Source organism: Cytophagaceae bacterium ABcell3, assembly GCA_030913385.1.
Taxonomy (GTDB): Bacteria; Bacteroidota; Bacteroidia; order Cytophagales; family Cytophagaceae; genus ABcell3.
Window position 1 is genome coordinate 206391 of record CP133159.1, and the last position, 16768, is coordinate 223158.

At 38.6% G+C, this 16768-nt stretch carries 17 protein-coding genes; 11 read left to right on the plus strand and 6 right to left on the minus strand.

What is annotated here, in order from left to right:
- Window positions 1-4 precede the first annotated feature (4 nt).
- Both RCC89_00975 and RCC89_00980 read right to left on the minus strand, forming a co-directional pair.
- Window positions 5-316 (minus strand): DUF721 domain-containing protein, encoded by a 312-nt coding sequence (locus RCC89_00975; protein ID WMJ71748.1) that lies wholly within the window; start codon window positions 314-316, stop codon window positions 5-7.
- Window positions 313-1422 (minus strand): DNA replication/repair protein RecF, encoded by a 1110-nt coding sequence (locus RCC89_00980; GenBank protein WMJ71749.1) that lies wholly within the window; start codon window positions 1420-1422, stop codon window positions 313-315. Before RCC89_00980 ends, RCC89_00975 begins: the two co-directional genes overlap by 4 nt.
- Window positions 1423-1498: 76 nt before the next feature.
- Between RCC89_00980 and pdhA the strand changes: the two genes are divergently transcribed.
- The 5 genes from pdhA (at window position 1499) to RCC89_01005 (ending at window position 6160) form a co-directional block, all read left to right on the plus strand.
- A complete protein-coding gene (gene pdhA / locus RCC89_00985; protein ID WMJ71750.1) occupies window positions 1499-2530 on the plus strand; it encodes a pyruvate dehydrogenase (acetyl-transferring) E1 component subunit alpha in 1032 nt (343 codons plus the stop codon).
- A gap of 22 nt (window positions 2531-2552) precedes the next feature.
- Window positions 2553-3257: a tetratricopeptide repeat protein gene (locus RCC89_00990; protein ID WMJ71751.1), complete on the plus strand. Its 705-nt coding sequence runs from the start codon at window positions 2553-2555 to the stop codon at window positions 3255-3257.
- A gap of 65 nt (window positions 3258-3322) precedes the next feature.
- The gene (gene ribH / locus RCC89_00995; GenBank protein WMJ71752.1) at window positions 3323-3799 is read left to right on the plus strand and encodes a 6,7-dimethyl-8-ribityllumazine synthase; all 477 of its coding nucleotides are present in this window, start codon (window positions 3323-3325) and stop codon (window positions 3797-3799) included.
- Between the two features lie 31 nt (window positions 3800-3830).
- On the plus strand, window positions 3831-5165 hold the full coding sequence (locus RCC89_01000) for an aspartate kinase (GenBank protein ID WMJ71753.1): 1335 nt from the start codon (window positions 3831-3833) through the stop codon (window positions 5163-5165).
- A 245-nt stretch (window positions 5166-5410) separates the two neighbouring features.
- The gene (locus RCC89_01005; GenBank protein ID WMJ71754.1) at window positions 5411-6160 is read left to right on the plus strand and encodes a tetratricopeptide repeat protein; all 750 of its coding nucleotides are present in this window, start codon (window positions 5411-5413) and stop codon (window positions 6158-6160) included.
- Between the two features lie 17 nt (window positions 6161-6177).
- Here RCC89_01005 and RCC89_01010 read toward each other — a convergent pair whose 3' ends face one another.
- Window positions 6178-6666, minus strand: coding sequence for a regulatory protein RecX (locus tag RCC89_01010; protein ID WMJ71755.1), 489 nt, complete (start codon window positions 6664-6666; stop codon window positions 6178-6180).
- Window positions 6667-6699: 33 nt separating this feature from the next.
- Here RCC89_01010 and RCC89_01015 point away from each other — a divergent pair, with 33 nt between their 5' ends.
- Both RCC89_01015 and RCC89_01020 read left to right on the plus strand, forming a co-directional pair.
- Entirely contained in the window at window positions 6700-8019 is a 1320-nt protein-coding gene (locus RCC89_01015; GenBank protein WMJ71756.1) for an MFS transporter, read from the plus strand.
- Between the two features lie 26 nt (window positions 8020-8045).
- Entirely contained in the window at window positions 8046-10511 is a 2466-nt protein-coding gene (locus tag RCC89_01020; GenBank protein WMJ71757.1) for a bifunctional UDP-N-acetylmuramoyl-tripeptide:D-alanyl-D-alanine ligase/alanine racemase, read from the plus strand.
- Window positions 10512-10551: 40 nt separating this feature from the next.
- Here the strand turns inward: RCC89_01020 and RCC89_01025 are convergent, their stop codons facing one another.
- Window positions 10552-10800 carry a hypothetical protein gene (locus RCC89_01025; GenBank protein WMJ71758.1) on the minus strand — a complete coding sequence of 83 codons (249 nt, stop codon included), beginning with the start codon at window positions 10798-10800 and terminating at the stop codon, window positions 10552-10554.
- An 85-nt stretch (window positions 10801-10885) separates the two neighbouring features.
- Here RCC89_01025 and RCC89_01030 point away from each other — a divergent pair, with 85 nt between their 5' ends.
- Both RCC89_01030 and RCC89_01035 read left to right on the plus strand, forming a co-directional pair.
- Entirely contained in the window at window positions 10886-11356 is a 471-nt protein-coding gene (locus RCC89_01030) for an LEA type 2 family protein (GenBank protein WMJ71759.1), read from the plus strand.
- 122 nt (window positions 11357-11478) lie between these two features.
- Entirely contained in the window at window positions 11479-12132 is a 654-nt protein-coding gene (locus RCC89_01035; protein ID WMJ71760.1) for a type 1 glutamine amidotransferase, read from the plus strand.
- 16 nt (window positions 12133-12148) lie between these two features.
- On the opposite strand, the gene RCC89_01040 is transcribed toward RCC89_01035, so the two are convergent.
- Window positions 12149-12901, minus strand: coding sequence for a segregation/condensation protein A (locus RCC89_01040; protein ID WMJ71761.1), 753 nt, complete (start codon window positions 12899-12901; stop codon window positions 12149-12151).
- Between the two features lie 185 nt (window positions 12902-13086).
- Between RCC89_01040 and dxs the strand changes: the two genes are divergently transcribed.
- On the plus strand, window positions 13087-15009 hold the full coding sequence (dxs, locus tag RCC89_01045) for a 1-deoxy-D-xylulose-5-phosphate synthase (GenBank protein WMJ71762.1): 1923 nt from the start codon (window positions 13087-13089) through the stop codon (window positions 15007-15009).
- 3 nt (window positions 15010-15012) lie between these two features.
- Window positions 15013-15792, plus strand: coding sequence for an alpha/beta hydrolase (locus RCC89_01050; protein ID WMJ71763.1), 780 nt, complete (start codon window positions 15013-15015; stop codon window positions 15790-15792).
- Here the strand turns inward: RCC89_01050 and RCC89_01055 are convergent.
- Complete coding sequence (locus RCC89_01055) at window positions 15789-16607, minus strand: zinc-dependent peptidase (GenBank protein WMJ71764.1); 819 nt, start codon at window positions 16605-16607, stop codon at window positions 15789-15791. The two genes, RCC89_01050 and RCC89_01055, sit on opposite strands and share 4 nt — an antisense overlap.
- Window positions 16608-16768: the final 161 nt, after the last annotated feature.

Consider the following 16768-nt stretch of genomic DNA (forward strand, 5'->3'; position numbering starts at 1 on the left):
CCTGTTAAATAAATACTATCTCTTTAACGACCTCTTCACCCAATTCATTGTTAATCAATTGGGTCATTTTAGCCTTTGCCATAGACAACTCGCTTTTAAGAGGCGCAGAGTTAATTTTGAGATAAAGTACCTGGTTTTTCACAAAGATTTCACTTGTTCTTGCAGCAATAGTTTTCCCAACAATTCTTTCCCAATTTGATGTGATCCTTGTTTCCTGATACCTTTTGCTAATAGGGGAATTCTTAAGAAACTCCTCTATGCATTCCTTGAGAGGGGAGGTATCTGCCTTGCGGCCTGAATTTATAATTCTTTTCATATTAAGCCTTCAACCTTTCCATTATTAATTTTAAAGATACGTATTTCAGCGTTAATTTTGTCAAAAAGCCAACGGCTTTTCTCTATCCTGGCATCAGTAATAAAAATTTGCCCGGCTTGACCTTCTGTAACCATCTTCAAAAGTTTAGATATCCTAAACTCATCGAGTTTATCGAAAATATCATCTAACAATAATATGGGCTTAATGTTCAAAATATTTTTAATCATTTCATATTGTGCCAGTTTCAAAGCGGTAACATACGACTTTTGCTGCCCTTGAGACCCGTAGTTTTTTACAGGTTTCTCGTTGACGGAAAATATTAGATCATCGCGGTGCACGCCCATACGGGTTCTTTGCAGGATTACATCTTTTTGAAAAGAATCATAAAATTTTTTCTCAAAATAAGGGTCAGACCGTTGACTACTGTATGTCAAAGAAACCTCCTCCTTATTATTGGCTATATCTAAGTACTTATCATAAAAAATTGGTTCGAAACCAGCTATAAAAGCTGTTCGCTTCTGATAAACCTCCTGGCCTAAGGCGAGCAACTGGCGGTCATAAATATCAAACAGATTCCTGTCTGGAACCTCTGACTTACTAGCCGAAAGCTTAAGGAGAGAATTACGCTGCTTTAGGACATGGTTATATTGCAGCAGTACAGAAAGGTAAGAACTATCTGTTTGAGAAATCATATTATCAATAAACTTCCTACGTCCTTCGCTTCCCTCTCTAATCAAATCGGTATCATACGGTGTAATAATAACCACCGGAAACTTGCCTATATGGCTGCTAATTTTGTCATAAGGAACTTTATCTACCTGAACGACTTTCTTTTGCCCTTGTTTTACAGAACAAGCAACCCTATAAGCAGTGTTATTTTTATTAAAAACCCCATTGACCATAAAGAATTTCTCACCTTCTTTAATGCTCATGGCATCTTGCGCATTAAAAGCACTTTTGGTTATGGCCAGATAGTAAATAGCATCAAGAATGTTGGTTTTACCACTGCCATTTGGGCCGGTAAAAATATTGATCCCTTGAGAAAAAACCAGTTCGGCTTCATCGTAGTTCTTAAAATTTAGAAGATTTAATTTTTCAAGGTACATTAATAATTCTTGAATATTTGATGAATTTATTTAATTTCGCATATTAAAAAAATTAGAAAGCTTATCTCTTAATAATATGGCAAGTGTTAAAGAAACGACAAAAACAAATGTAGACTCCTCAGAGAAATTTTCAAAAGAGACCTATATGTTCTGGTATGAAAAGATGCAGTTGCTTAGAAAATTTGAGGAAAAAGCAGGACAGCTTTATGGCCAGCAAAAAATTAAAGGCTTTTGCCATTTATATATAGGACAAGAAGCTTGTGCGTTAGGAGCAGTTTCTGCAACTCGCGAAGGAGACAAATGGATAACGGCATATAGAGACCATGGATTGCCACTTGCTCTAGGTTCTGACCCAAATGCAATCATGGCGGAACTATTCGGAAAAGAAACTGGTTCTTCCAAAGGTAAGGGCGGATCAATGCACATCTTTGACAAGGAAAAAGGTTTTGTAGGAGGGCATGGTATCGTTGGGGGGCAAGTTCCTCTAGGTGCAGGGTTAGCATTTGCCGAAAAATATAAAAAGACTGGAAATATTAGTCTTTGCTTTATGGGAGATGGCGCTGTTCGTCAAGGGGCATTTCACGAAACCCTGAACATGGCTATGACTTGGAAGCTTCCGGTGATTTTCATTATTGAAAACAACGGCTATGCAATGGGTACTTCGGTACAGAGAACGTCAAACGTGACGGATCTATACAAATTAGGAAGTGCATATGACATGCCTTCTGAGCCAGTAGATGCAATGAGTGTAGAAAATGTTCATATTGCGATAGAACAAGCAGCAGAAAGAGCAAGAAAAGGCGATGGCCCTACGTTATTAGAGTTCAGAACTTACAGGTACAAAGGTCACTCTATGTCTGACCCTGCTAAGTACAGAACCAAAGAAGAACTGGCAGAATACAAAAGAAGGGATCCGATAGAGCAGGTTAAAGCAACTATTCTTTCTAAAAAATATGCAACGGAAGAGGAACTAAAAGGAATAGATAAAGGTATAAAGAAAACAGTAGATGAATCTGTAAAATTTGCTGAAAAGTCATCATTCCCTGATGCTAGTGAATCTTACAAAGACATCTATGTACAGGAAGATTATCCTTTTATCATAGAATAAACTTTGTTTATAATTTATAGTAATGACAAACAACCCGCAAAAAGTAAAAACATCTGAGAAAGTTCAGAACACTGAGACTCTACAGGACACGTTCTCGCAATCTGAAGAGTTTCTTTCAAAATACAGAAACCTTATACTAGGCGCTATTGGCCTTGTTGTGTTGGCTGTAGCTGGTGTGATATTTTATAACCACAACAACGAACAGCAAAATGCAGAAGCGCAACAAGCCATGTTCCCTGCGGTTTTTTATTTTGAAGCGGACTCACTAGAAAGAGCACTCCATGGAAATGAAAGAAGCCCTGGGTTATTAAATATTGCCACCGATTATAGCAATACTAAGGCTGGGAACTTAGCAAACTTTTATGCAGGAGTCATCTTCATGAGGCAAAACCAGTTTGACGATGCAATTAAGCACCTTAAGCAGTTCAGCTCTGAAGACCTTTTGCTTCAGGCAAGAGCATACTCACTTATTGGAGATGCCTACATGGAACAAGAAAACTTTGAGCAGGCTGTAAGTTATTACAAAAAAGCGGCTGACTATAAACCAAATGAGCAGTTTACTCCAAACTATATCATGAAAGCGGCCTTGGCCTTTGAACTGAAAAACGATTTTAGTTCAGCAGTAGGGATGTATGATAGAATAATCAGCAAATACCCTAGGTCTCAAGAGTTTAATGATGCTAAAAAACTAAAAGCAAGAGCAGAAACACTTGCCAGCAATCAATAAAAACGAATCCTTTTAATATAGGGGATAAGGCTTCAAAACCTTATCCCTTTTTTTAGTATAAACACATGGCCACTTCCCTCAAAAACCTCAGCACCTACTCTAACAAAGGCCTTACCAATATTTCAGAAAAAAACTTTGCTATAGTTGTAGCAGAGTGGAACTCCGAAATTACGGAAGCTTTATATGCTGGCGCCAAGGACACCTTGCTCAAACATGGCGCTAAAGAAGAAAACATCATTAGCAAAATTGTACCTGGCAGCTTTGAACTTACTATGGGTGCCCAATGGGTAGCGCAAAGAGACGATGTGGACGCAGTAATTTGTATTGGCTGTGTAATACGAGGAGAAACCAAACATAATGATTACATTTGCCATGCCGTAGCCAAAGGGCTTACAGATGTGAGTCTCAAATTCAACAAGCCGGTCATTTTTGGTGTACTTACTCCCGACAACCAACAACAGGCTATAGACAGGGCCGGAGGAAAACATGGCAACAAAGGTGACGAAGCGGCCATAACGGCAATAAAAATGCTCGGTTTTTAATAACAATAACAGTTAAATCATCATATCAGTAATGAAAGTTCTAAAGTTTGGCGGAACATCTGTAGGGAAACCTGAAAGAATGCAATCTGTTGCCCGCCTTATATCTGATTCAGAAAGGAAACTAGTGGTTTTATCAGCGGTATCAGGCACAACCAACAAACTGGTTGATATCTCTGACAAACTTTTGAAAAAAGACAAACCTGCCGCCGCTGAAGCTATTGAGAATCTTTTCGGCCCCTATCAGGAGTTCTTAAAAAACCTTTATTCTACCGAAGAGGCATTGAATAAAGGGAAAGAAATAATTGAAGAACACCACAGCTTCATCAAAAGCCTTTTAGAAAAAAAATTTACTGAAAAAGAAGAAAGGCAAGTATTGGCACAGGGTGAACTGATCTCCACAAAGCTCTTTCATGAATATCTCCAAGAACAGGGTAAAAAGTCTGTGCTTTTGCCTGCCCTTGAGTTTATGAAAACAGACGAAAACTCTGAACCTGTTCTTCCATACATAGAAGAGAACCTTCAACGTTTGATTGACAAATACCCTGACAACCTAATATTTGTTACCCAAGGGTATATATGCAAAAATGATAAAGGAGAAATAGACAACCTGAAAAGAGGCGGAAGCGACTATACGGCATCTTTGGCCGGAGCAGCTATTAGAGCGGAAGAAGTTCAAATTTGGACAGACATCAGTGGAATGCATAACAATGACCCACGCATTGTCAAAAGGACATTCCCTATTTCTGAGCTAACTTTTGACGAGGCGGCAGAACTAGCTTATTTCGGAGCTAAAATTCTTCACCCTTCAACTATTTTACCTGCAAAGAAATACAACATACCGGTAAGATTGTTAAACACCATGGAGCCTGAAGCCAAAGGTACAGTCATAGCTAACCAAAGTGCGCCTAAGGAAGTAAAAGCCATTGCTGCAAAAGACAATATCATAGCTATTAAGATCAAGTCAGCAAGAATGCTCCTTGCGTATGGTTTTCTTAAAAAGGTATTTGAAATATTTGAAAAGTATAAGACTCCTATTGACATGATTACTACTTCTGAGGTAGCTGTATCATTGACAATAGACAACGACAAACACCTGGAGCAAATAAAAAATGAGCTGCAAGAGTTTTGCTGGGTAGAAGTAGAAACCGAACAATCTATTATTTGTATTGTCGGTGATTTCCTTGCTGAGAAAAAAGGTATTGTCAGAAAGATATTTGACTCCCTGGAAGATGTTCCGGTAAGGATGATATCATATGGCGGTAGCAAAAACAATATTTCTATTCTGGTTAAAACAGAGCAGAAAAATGAAGCCTTAAACCTTCTAAATGAAGGACTATTTTTTCAGGAAGAAGGCGTTAATTCTTAATAGAATCCTTTAAACTATTTAAAACAGGGTTTCAGAAAACTGGAATCCTGTTTTTTTTATTGCTATATTAATCCAGCCCGGTATTTGCTACTAAAATTGTGAAAGCATGATTTCTTCTACCTGAAATATGCGATAGATTTCGTCATGAAGTATTCCAGGCTGAACTTTTACAACTTATGGCAAACTCTATTTTATATTCTGAGTTTTAGAAAAGTAATTTTCAGTTCTCTTTTCGTTAATAGACTATGCGAATCATTCCATATTTAAAAATATTTTTAGCCTTTTTACTGATAGTCTCCTGTCACATTTGCGTGGCTCAGAAAAAAAAGAAGGGAACCTACACCCAAAAAGCAATGGAGCTTTATAAAAGTGAGGACTATGAAAAAGCAGTGCCCGCTTTTGACAAAGCCATTAACAGTACAAAAAAGAAAGATCAGGAGATGTATAAACTTTATCTGTACAGAGCTGTTTCAAAAAGCCGTACAGGTGACTATTACGGTTCGTATAATGACATTAACACTTGTTTGAAGCTCAATCCCTTTTACGCTGAGGCATACATATTCCGAGGAATGCTCAATTTGCTTATGGACAGCGAAAAAGAAGCACTTACAGACTTCAACAAAGCTACGGAAGCTGAGCCAGAAAACTTTTACGCATGGATATATATGGCTGACCTATATTATGAAATGAAAGACTACGAAATGGCAGCTGAGTCTTATTCAAAAGCATTGAACATAAACCCGAACGACGAAGACGCCAGGGCCAAAAGAGCCGACATTTGGTACCTTTTGAAAAAGTATGAAAAAGCCATCGAAGACTATGACCATATTCTAGAGCTTATGCCAGAAAATGGAGACGCTTATTATATGAGAGGTTTAAGCAAAACGTATATAGCCAACACCGATACCTTAGGAGCCTGTGAAGATATCAAGCGGGCAAAAGAGCTTGGCACAAACACAGATATGCCAGGTCTTGAGGAATATTGCAATGAGTAAAACGTAAAAACGTCAACTTACAATTCCTTTTCTACTTCATATATCAGTTCCATTTCATAGCCTTTTCCCAGTAAATACCTAAAAACCCGGTTTTTTATATCTATAGCAGAAAGGCCTTCTTTCAAAGCAACTTCAGCTTGCTTTTTCTGGTAAAGTTCTTTCAAACAGAGATAGTATTCCTCCTTTTCAATCTCTTCATTTATAGCATTTTCTGCCAAAGTACCGGACACACCCTTAGCAAACAAACCAGCCTTGATTTTATTTTTGCCCCATTTGCTCAACCTGAACTTACTACCAGCGTATATTTTAGAGAAGCGTTCATCGTTGACAAAGCCTTCATCAGAAATAAATGATATAATTTCCTCAATATCATTGGCTTTCAACGCATACTGCTTTAACTTTGTATGCACTTCGTGCATAGAGCGTTCGCGCCAGGTACAATACTTTAATATTTTCTGTAAAACATCGTTCTTACTGAGAACTTTTTGTTTTTTATGGAAAGTCATTTTGTTAATTTTACAAAGACAAGTTATATATAGTTGAAAAATAAAAAAGCTTTTTTCCTCCTCTTTCTTGCTGACGGCGTTTCAGGGTTTGCGCAGGGGATTACCATGCTCGCTATACCATGGTACTTTGCCGATCATCATATGGGAGGAACCTTTAGCATCTACTATGCCATTATCACACTCGCGTCTTTATTTTGGGGCCTATATGCAGGTACCATAGTAGATGGTTTCAACAGAAAAGATGTATTCCTTGGCACCAACTTCATTTCTGGCCTTATTATCATTTCTATTGCCTCTTTAGGCTTTAAAGAAGGGGTACTCCCCTCTGCCCTCATAATGATGGTATTTACCAGCACTTTCTTTGGGTATTATATACATTACCCAAACCTATACGCTTTTGCCCAAGAAATTACCGAACCCAAAGATTACACAAAGGTAACTTCTTATATTGAAATTGTCGGTCAAACATCAACGATTGCGGCTTCCGCACTTGGGGCTATCCTTTTAAAAGGGCTTCATACGGAAATCAATTTTGAGCTTTTCAATACAGCCGTCCATATACCCATTAATATAGACAGATGGGAAATACACGAAATATTCTTGATGGATGGCTTTACCTACATGCTTTCCTTTATTTTGATCATTTTCATAAAATATGTACCTATAAAGACTGTAGTAGATTATGACGAAGGGCCTCTGTTGGAAAGACTGCGGACAGGGTACAATTACTTAAAGAAAAACCCAATTGTGACACTGTTTGGTGTTTGCTCCTATACCATTTTTATTGTAGGCCTCATAGAGATGTTTTCACTCATCCCTTTATATGTTAAAAACCACCTAAGCATGGAAGGAGATGTTTTGGGGGCATCTAAATTTATGTTTGGCTGTGGATCCCTAATTTCTGGTTTTATCATCGGTAAGCTCTTACAGAAATCTTCCATACCAAAGTCTATTATTATACTCACGGCATTGACCACCATATTCCTTTTTGTTATTTCTTTTACCAAAGATGTTTGGGTTTTCTACATCTATTCTATTGTGTTTGGGTTCGCCAACTCTGGGTCAAGAATTTTCAGAGTTTCTTATATCTTTACATTAGTCCCTAATGAAATTAATGGGAGAGTGCACAGCATGTTCAATGTTTATACTACCATTATCAGAACAGTATTTATCGCTGCATTTGCCCTTCCTTTCTTCACCAATGGATCAAATGTTACTTGGGCCTACTTCACGCTTGGCGTATATGCGTTAATATCAACTATTATATTGCTAGCCATTTATAAAAAAGTAGAGGGGCTGACCCAAGCAAAATCTAGTCAAGAGCCTGAAACAGCTGAAGAGCCTGTTCATTAAGTATTTTTTCACATTGTAAAAAATCAATGCTATTATTCAGTCAATTACCTAACATAGTCAATGGATCGATTGCGCAGCTAGGAGAAGACAAGGCTGTAAAACATTTATTGTTTGATAGTAGAAGACTGATTATATCAGAAAATGCACTTTTTTTTGCTATTCCTGGCGAACGCAACAATGGACATAAATACATTGAAGAAATTTATAAGAAAGGTATAAGACTGTTCATTGTACAAAAAGGTCATTCTAAAAACATCAACTCTTTTCCAGAGGCTTCTTTTATAGAAGTAGCACATACGGTAGAAGCATTACAAAAAATTGCAGCATGGCATAGGCGTCAATTTAACCTTCCCGTCGTAGGCATAACAGGCAGCAATGCCAAAACCATAATTAAAGAATGGGCCTCGCAACTTTTATCGCCTGACTTTAACTTGTTAAAAAGCCCTAGAAGTTATAATTCCCAAATAGGCGTACCCTTATCTGTTTGGCAAATCAATGCCCAACACACTTTGGCCATATTTGAAGCAGGGATCTCAAAAAAGGGAGAAATGGAAAAGCTGCAACCTGTTATACAACCTACCATTGGCATTTTCACCAACATCGGTTCCGCACACGACGAAGGTTTCTCATCGCAGCAGGAAAAGGTAATTGAAAAGCTAAAGCTCTTTCATGCTGCTCAAACAATAATCTACTGTTTAGACCACGCAATTATAGACCAAGAGATAAAGAATTGCTGCATATCTACCAAGAAGTTTACATGGTCATTGAAAAGCCAGGATGCAGACGTATTTATTGAAAATATCCGCAAAAGCACAACAGAGACAAACCTTGTATACTCCTATAAAGGCAAGTCATACCCGCTCACTATACCTTTTACCGACGATGCCTCTATAGAAAATGTCCTACACTGCCTCACATTGATGGTGTATTTAAAAGTGAACCAGGAGTCTTATAAGGATAGGCTAAAGAGCTTGCTAAAAATACCCATGCGCCTTGAGCTAAAACAAGGCATCAACAACTGCTATATCATAGACGACACTTACAATAATGATTTAGCAGGCCTATCTATGGCAGTAGATTTTCTGATCAACCAAAAACAGAAAAGTAAGAAAACATTAATTCTTTCGGACATTCCAGAGTCAGGAATAAACAAAAAAGAGCTTTATAAAGAAGTTGCTTCGGTTTTATATAACAAAGGGCTAAAAAGAATAATAGGCATAGGCGCGGAAATCTCTAAGCATGCACACTATTTTTCAAATATAAGCACCTTCAGCACCACTGAGGATTTTTTAAACAAAATACAGCCCAAAGACTTCTCCGATGAAGCCATATTGGTAAAAGGTGCTCGAAAGTTTAAGTTTGAAAACATCATCCAACTGCTACAGCGAAAAACCCATGGGACAGTACTGGAAATAAACTTAGATGCACTGGCCCATAACCTCAACTTCTACAGGACCAGGTTGAAACCCGGAACCAAAGTGATGGCCATGGTAAAAGCTTTTGCTTATGGAAGTGGAAGTTTCGAAACGGCCAATATGCTTCAATTTCACAACGTAGACTATCTCGCTGTAGCTTACGCAGATGAAGGAGCAGAGCTAAGAAACAACGGGATTCATACACCCATTATGGTCATGAACCCCGCTCCCGAAACTTTTCATACACTTATTCAATATAAACTGGAGCCTGAACTTTATAATTTTTATATTTTAAATGAATTCCTGAATTTCTTAAAAAGCAACAACCTCCGTTCCGCTATTCATATAAAAATAGACACGGGAATGCGAAGGCTTGGCTTTGAAGATCATGAACACATCCAGTTACTGAATATCTTGCGCAATGCGAAGGACTATGTGCAAGTAGCCAGCATATTTTCACATTTGGCAGCAGCCGACGATATCAGCTTTAAGGAGTTTACCTATGAGCAGATAGATGCTTTTAATAAGATAACGACCTCTTTAGAAGAAGGCTTGGGCTACCCTTTCCTGAAGCATATTTGCAATTCAGCAGGAGCGCTAAGGTACCCTGAAGGGCAGTTTGACATGGTACGTTTAGGCATTGGGCTGTATGGCATAGAGTCAAGCGGTAAAGAACAAGAAAAATTAAAAACTGTAGCGACCCTAAAAACCATTATTTCTCAAGTCAAACATATCTCTAAAGGCGATACCATAGGATATGGGCGAAAGGGAAAAGCGGAGAAAGACCTTCGTATAGGAACAATAGCAATAGGTTACGCAGACGGCTTTGACAGGCGTTTTAGCAATGGAATAGGAAGAGTAAATATCAAGGGCAAACTTTGTCCGGTAATAGGCAATGTGTGCATGGACATGACCATGGTAGACATATCTGCCACGGAAGCCAACGAAGGAGATGAAGTCATCATCTTTGGAGAAAACCCAAGTATTATAGACCTAGCAAAACAAGCTGGCACAATACCTTATGAGGTTCTCACTGGTGTAGGAGAAAGGGTAAAAAGAGTTTATTATACAGAATAAAATAGGGGTATAAATAAATACCTATACCCCCTAATTATTGCTATACATAATTTCTAACAAACATAAGCGTGCCGACAATAATCATTATCGCACATATAGAAATGAAGACGGCAATTTTTGTTTCTTTTTCTTTATCAACCTGACCATCTTCTTTGATCATAGCTGAAGCATCTGACAATACAAGACCTCCGCCAACACCTGCAATAAAACCGACAACAGTTAATATAACACCTAATACGACCATTGGATTGATATTTATGTGGTAAATTTGATGCCAAATATAAAGCATTCCTTACAAAAAGTGAATACTTTGCAAAGAAAGATTATGAACCCAAAAGGTTTTTTTTAGGTTCAAACAAAGAACAAGATAAAAAATGAAAAAAATTGTTGTAATACTCTTCGCCCTTATTCCATTTTTATTCGCATGTCAACCACTAAAACCGGTAGAGTTTAGAGAGGTTGAATACGTACAATTAGAAAAACTAAGCCGTGGAAAAGCTAATGTAGAAGTCGCTATAAAGCTGCACAATCCAAATAAGCGTAAATTCACAGTAACAGACCATCACCTCGATGTCTTGTTAAACAATAAGCCGATTGGCAACATATTAAACGAAGGGAAGGTAGTAATTCCTGCCAAGTCAGACACGACATATATTCTTCATGCCGAAGCGGATTTAGGAAACATTACCAAAAACCTTCCTATGCTCATTGGCATATTTGCCAAGGGTGAAGCCGACTTGACCCTTAAAGGCGACATAAAAGTAAAGAGCATGATATTCAGCAAAACCATTCCGGTTGAGACCACAGAAAAAATAAATGCAGAATCATTAAATTTCCTGCAATAATCACTGTCATTCTAGAAAGTGCATGGTGTGCAATGGTAATTTTATGTTAATTTGCAGCGATTTTTTTTAATACGATGAACATACATTACTTCAAACATGTACCCTTCGAGGGCTTAGGTTGCATGAAGAGTTGGGTTAAATCGCCGGAGAACAAAGTTACGGCCACCAAATTTTATGAAGACCACAGGCTTCCATTTATTGATATCTGTGAAATGTTGATTATCATGGGAGGCCCCATGGGCGTATGTGACGACAAGAAGTACCCTTGGCTGGTCCAAGAAAAGCAGTTCATTGAGAAAGCAATTGCCAAAGGGAAAAAAGTGATAGGCATCTGCCTTGGCGCCCAGTTAATAGCGGATGTCTTAGGCGCCAAAGTATATAAAAACGCACATAAAGAAATAGGCTGGCACAACATAACACTGACCGAAAAAGCACTAGCCTCTCCCCTCTTTCAAGGATTTAATAAAGATGAAAAAGTTTTTCAATGGCATGGCGACACCTTTGATATCCCTACAGGTGCAACAAACATTGCCAGCAGTGAGGTATGCCAACACCAAGGTTTTGTGTACAAAAATCAAGTATTGGCTTTACAGTTTCACTTAGAGTCTACAGAAAAGAGTATAGAAAAATTGATCGAACATTGCCATGAAGAGCTTACGGAAAAAGATTCTTTTATACAAAGCAGTGAACAAATCAAAGAAGGTATTGAGCAAAATCTGGGAAGAAACAATACATTAATGCAGCTTCTGTACAACAGGGTTTCAAACGGATATTAACCTATTTCTGGGGAGGTCAAACAGTCACTTCTGACTCCTCCAGTTTTTCAATCCAAAAATTATTAAACCCTTCTCCCAAATGGATCATAATTTTTTGGTATTGAAGAAGCTCCAAAATTGCGAGAAAGTTATAAATGACCGCCATTCTTTCTTTTTTGATACATATAATTTCACTGAAAGATAAACGAGAAGCATCTTTAAGTTTATCCATCAGCATTTCCTTTTGACTTTCTATCGTATAAGGGTACTGTTCGACAAAGTGCGTAGGCTTATTTTGTTCCTGTTCAAACCGGTTAATAACCTTTTCATACACTTTTAACAGTTTATAGAGGTCTAAATCTTGAAGTTCAGCTTCCACATTAGAAAATGCAGCCAAATTCTTAAGCTCCCTGTTAACATTGCCCCGCTTTTCTTTTTGCAGACGGTCTAGTTCTAGAGCAGAAAGTTCCTGAATAACCGATTTGTATTTTTTATATTCAAGCAAGTGCGCAACTAGCTCTTCTCTTGGGTCAATCTCGTTTCCGGCTTCATCAAGCTCTGGGCGAGGCAGCAACATTTTCGCCTTAATACGCATAAGTGTGGCAGCAACCAGAATAAACTCACTGGCCACTTCTATATTCATCTGTTCCAGCTTATTCAAATAATCCAGAAAATCATTAGTTATCTGATATATAGGAATATCATGAATATCTAGCTCGTCCCTTTCAATAAAGAAAAGCAATAAATCAAAAGGACCCTTAAATAATGGTAGTTGAATTTCAAAGCTCACAAAGTAAATATACAACTAAAAATTCGTGCTTACAATCACTATTTTCCACATTTTATCAAGAAAACCTAAGAAGTTAAAAAGCCAAGAGGTAAACTGGCGAGGGTATGGAAAAAACAAATAATTATTTATATTTGTTATTGGATTAGTCTGAACGTTAACAGTTTTTTCATTATAAGTTACAAGCCTTGATTACACCCGGAAAACTACTTGCTACGATCGACACACCTGTGGATCTTCGAAACTTAGATGAGTCAAGGCTTTTCCAGCTTTGCACCGAGTTAAGACAATTTATTATAGACAATGTTTCTGTCTATGGAGGGCATTTTTCGGCAAGTCTTGGCGTAGTAGAACTAACCGTTGCCTTGCATTATGTCTTCAACACGCCTGAAGATATGCTGGTTTGGGACGTGGGACACCAAGCGTATGGCCATAAAATATTGACAGGAAGGCAAAAACAGTTCCATACCAACAGGTTGTACAACGGCCTCTCTGGGTTTCCCAAAAGGTCTGAAAGCATTTACGATGCTTTTGGCGTTGGGCACTCTTCCACCTCTATTTCTGCCGCTTTGGGAATGGCTGTAGCTTCAGAGTACAAAAACGAAAAAGACAAACAACATATAGCAGTGATAGGCGATGGTGCTTTAACTGCTGGAATGGCATTTGAAGCCATGAACCATGCCGGGGTTTCAAATTCCAATCTACTTATCATTCTCAATGATAATTGCATGGCCATTGATCCTAATGTAGGAGCGCTAAAGCAATACCTTACAGACATTACCACTTCTCATACGTATAATAAGATGCGCGATGAAGTATGGAATGTATTAGGAAAAATTAGCAAATTCGGTCCTAATGCGCAGGTCATCGCTTCTAAAATAGAAAATGCTGTAAAAGCCAGCCTTTTAAAGCACAGCAACTTATTTGAATCTCTGAACCTGAGATATTTTGGACCAGTGGATGGCCATGACATCAGCCACCTTGTTAGTGTATTGAAAGACCTGAAAAACATACCAGGCCCAAAAATCCTTCATTGTATAACCAAGAAAGGAAAAGGGTTTTCTTTAGCAGAAAAAGATCAAACACGCTGGCATGCACCCGGAAAGTTTGACAAAGTAACCGGTGAGATCTGGACTAAAGTGTATGACAAACCCCAGCCACCAAAATATCAGGATGTATTTGGCAAAACTATCATCGAGCTGGCCGAAAAGAATGAAAAAATAATGGGGGTAACCCCTGCAATGCCTTCTGGCTGTTCTCTGAACCTCATGATGAAAGAGATGCCAGATCGGGCTTTTGATGTTGGCATTGCAGAGCAACATGCCGTAACTTTTTCTGCTGGCTTAGCAACCAAAGGCTTGGTACCTTTCTGCAATATTTATTCAACATTTATGCAAAGGGCCTATGACCAGGTCATTCATGATGTTTGCTTACAAAACCTACAGGTTGTTTTCTGCCTTGACCGTGCAGGACTTGCCGGTGCCGATGGCCCTACCCATCACGGTGCTTATGACTTAGCTTATATGCGGTGCATTCCTAATTTAGTTGTGGCCGCACCTATGAACGAGTCTGAACTAAGAAGCATGATGTTCTCCGCCCAACTTGAAAACAGTGGGCCGTATTGTATAAGATATCCTAGAGGCCAAGGTGTTATGCCTGAATGGAAAACGCCTTTCAAAAAAATAGAACCGGGAAAAGGACGACTTATCAAACAAGGCGAAGAGGTGGCAATATTAACCATTGGACATGTAGGCAACTATGCCGTTGAGGCAATTAAGCTTCTAAGTATGACAGGCCTCAATCCAGCACACTATGATATGCGTTTTGCAAAACCTTTAGATGAGAGACTGCTGCACAATATTTTTAACCGATTTAGTAAAATTATTACCGTAGAAGATGGGTGCCTACCAGGTGGTTTTGGAAGTGCCATACTAGAATTTATGGCAGACAATGGTTATTCTGCTAAAGTGGTGAGGCTAGGCATTCCAGACCAATATATTGAACACGGCGAGCAAAAAGAATTGCACAAAGAGTGCGGTTATCATCCTGAGGGTATTGCAAGTGCCGTTAAAAAGCTAATGGTCCATAAAGCTGGCGCCATCGTTTCTTAAACTATGTCCAATACTACTTTTTCTTATGTCGACAAAGGCTCTGGAGCTGTAATCGTGCTGCTCCACGGTTTTTGTGAAGACAAAACACTGTGGAATAAGTTTATAGAAAAACTATCAAATGAATTTAGGGTCATAGCCCCAGACTTATCTGGCCATGGCAATTCACCACTTCCCGAACAAAGCATTTCTATGGAATCTATGGCCATAGAAATAAAACAGCTTTTAGACTATCTGGATATCGGACAGTGCGTAATGGCCGGACATTCAATGGGAGGCTATGTAGCTCTTGCTTTTGCAGAAAAATACCCAGAGACACTTAAAGGGATTTGTTTATTTCACTCCTCCGCCTTTGCAGATACGAACGAGAAAAAAGAGGCTAGGAACAAAACTATATCATTTATAAAGAAACATGGGGTAAACGCTTTTGCGGACTCTTTTGTAGCCCCACTTTTTTCGCTCGACAATCGCAAAGAGCCTTATGTGACAGAGGTCAACAAGATGGTCAAAAATACTGCACCACAAAGCATAATGGCTGCCGCTGCCGCCATGCGCGACCGCCCAGACCGAACACATGTCCTTAAAGCCATAGATGCACCGGTTTTGTTTATAGCTGGCAAAGAAGACAATGCGGCTCCACTTGAGAAAATATTGCAACAATGCACATTGCCCAAAGAGTCCTTTTTGCACGTACTTTCTGACACCGGCCATATGGGCATGTTTGAAAAAGAGCAGGAAACGGTAGGCTGCCTGCAAGCTTTTCTCCACTACATATACAACTTTTAAACCGCTGGCGAATATTTACCTTCGCAAGGATCCTGTCTCAGCAACCTTACGGTGGCTTTGTATAAAACCGGCAGAGTACTTCTAAAATCACAAGGCTGCTCAAAAAACTGTTCTACACAAACCGCAAAAAACTCTTCCATATTGGTACCGGCATAGGCTCTTAAGAAAGAAGATTCTCCGTTTTTAACCCGGTAAAACTCTTTAGAAGCAACCCTGTTCCAATGATGCAAGTCTTTCACCTCTAAGAAAGCATATTCATCGTTCATAATAGCATCTTCCAACCTTAAAGCATGAGCCATTTCATGTAACCCTAGGTTAAACCCATCATCAGAAATGCTATAACCTTTCAGAAAATCTTCCCATGACAAAACTATAGTCCCTTCGGTGCTAACCTCGCCCTTAAACTTGTACCTACGTCTTGACTTTTGCCTATAATATTCCCTCGGATACAAAACAATTTTATTGAAGTGTGCCAATTTGAGTGGCTTAAACCCAAAAGTCAACTGTACAGCACAAGCACCAATAAGAAGTTTCATCTCTCCTGTAACCAGCTTCATGTTTCTGGGAATAAATTCTTTTTTTAATAAAAAATATTTAAGCCTTTTCTCAAATTCCCTTTTTTTAGCAGGTTCAAGTTTTGCATAATATGGGAAATACCTATTAAGCAAGTTTCTATAGGCGGGCTTTAAAGGCTTCATCATCCTCAAGGTGGCATCAACACGTCTCAGTATTGCTGCAGAAGAGGAAGTTCCCCAATACAGCGAACTACATATCCCAAACAAAAAAGCAATAAGTACAACGGCAAAAATCTCCATTCTTTTACATATCTGAGTGTCCTTTTACATTCCCAACAACCTAAAACCTATCAGATTCAATTGAAAATGCCTCTTTTATTTAGAACTGGTTTAAGACAGTATAGTTTATACAAACCATCTTAACATGTACGCATCCACATAAGCCCAGGTTGAGTATTACA

Excerpts from the sequence above, each read along its gene's own strand:
- RCC89_00975 (WMJ71748.1), bottom strand. The coding sequence starts at position 316 with ATGAAAAGAATTATAAATTCAGGCCGCAAGGCAGATACCTCCCCTCTC.
- RCC89_00980 (WMJ71749.1), bottom strand. The coding sequence starts at position 1,422 with ATGTACCTTGAAAAATTAAATCTTCTAAATTTTAAGAACTACGATGAA.
- pdhA (WMJ71750.1), top strand. The coding sequence starts at position 1,499 with ATGGCAAGTGTTAAAGAAACGACAAAAACAAATGTAGACTCCTCAGAG.
- RCC89_00990 (WMJ71751.1), top strand. The coding sequence starts at position 2,553 with ATGACAAACAACCCGCAAAAAGTAAAAACATCTGAGAAAGTTCAGAAC.
- ribH (WMJ71752.1), top strand. The coding sequence starts at position 3,323 with ATGGCCACTTCCCTCAAAAACCTCAGCACCTACTCTAACAAAGGCCTT.
- RCC89_01000 (WMJ71753.1), top strand. The coding sequence starts at position 3,831 with ATGAAAGTTCTAAAGTTTGGCGGAACATCTGTAGGGAAACCTGAAAGA.
- RCC89_01005 (WMJ71754.1), top strand. The coding sequence starts at position 5,411 with ATGCGAATCATTCCATATTTAAAAATATTTTTAGCCTTTTTACTGATA.
- RCC89_01010 (WMJ71755.1), bottom strand. The coding sequence starts at position 6,666 with ATGACTTTCCATAAAAAACAAAAAGTTCTCAGTAAGAACGATGTTTTA.
- RCC89_01020 (WMJ71757.1), top strand. The coding sequence starts at position 8,046 with ATGCTATTATTCAGTCAATTACCTAACATAGTCAATGGATCGATTGCG.
- RCC89_01025 (WMJ71758.1), bottom strand. The coding sequence starts at position 10,800 with ATGCTTTATATTTGGCATCAAATTTACCACATAAATATCAATCCAATG.
- RCC89_01030 (WMJ71759.1), top strand. The coding sequence starts at position 10,886 with ATGAAAAAAATTGTTGTAATACTCTTCGCCCTTATTCCATTTTTATTC.
- RCC89_01035 (WMJ71760.1), top strand. The coding sequence starts at position 11,479 with ATGAAGAGTTGGGTTAAATCGCCGGAGAACAAAGTTACGGCCACCAAA.
- RCC89_01050 (WMJ71763.1), top strand. The coding sequence starts at position 15,013 with ATGTCCAATACTACTTTTTCTTATGTCGACAAAGGCTCTGGAGCTGTA.
- RCC89_01055 (WMJ71764.1), bottom strand. The coding sequence starts at position 16,607 with ATGGAGATTTTTGCCGTTGTACTTATTGCTTTTTTGTTTGGGATATGT.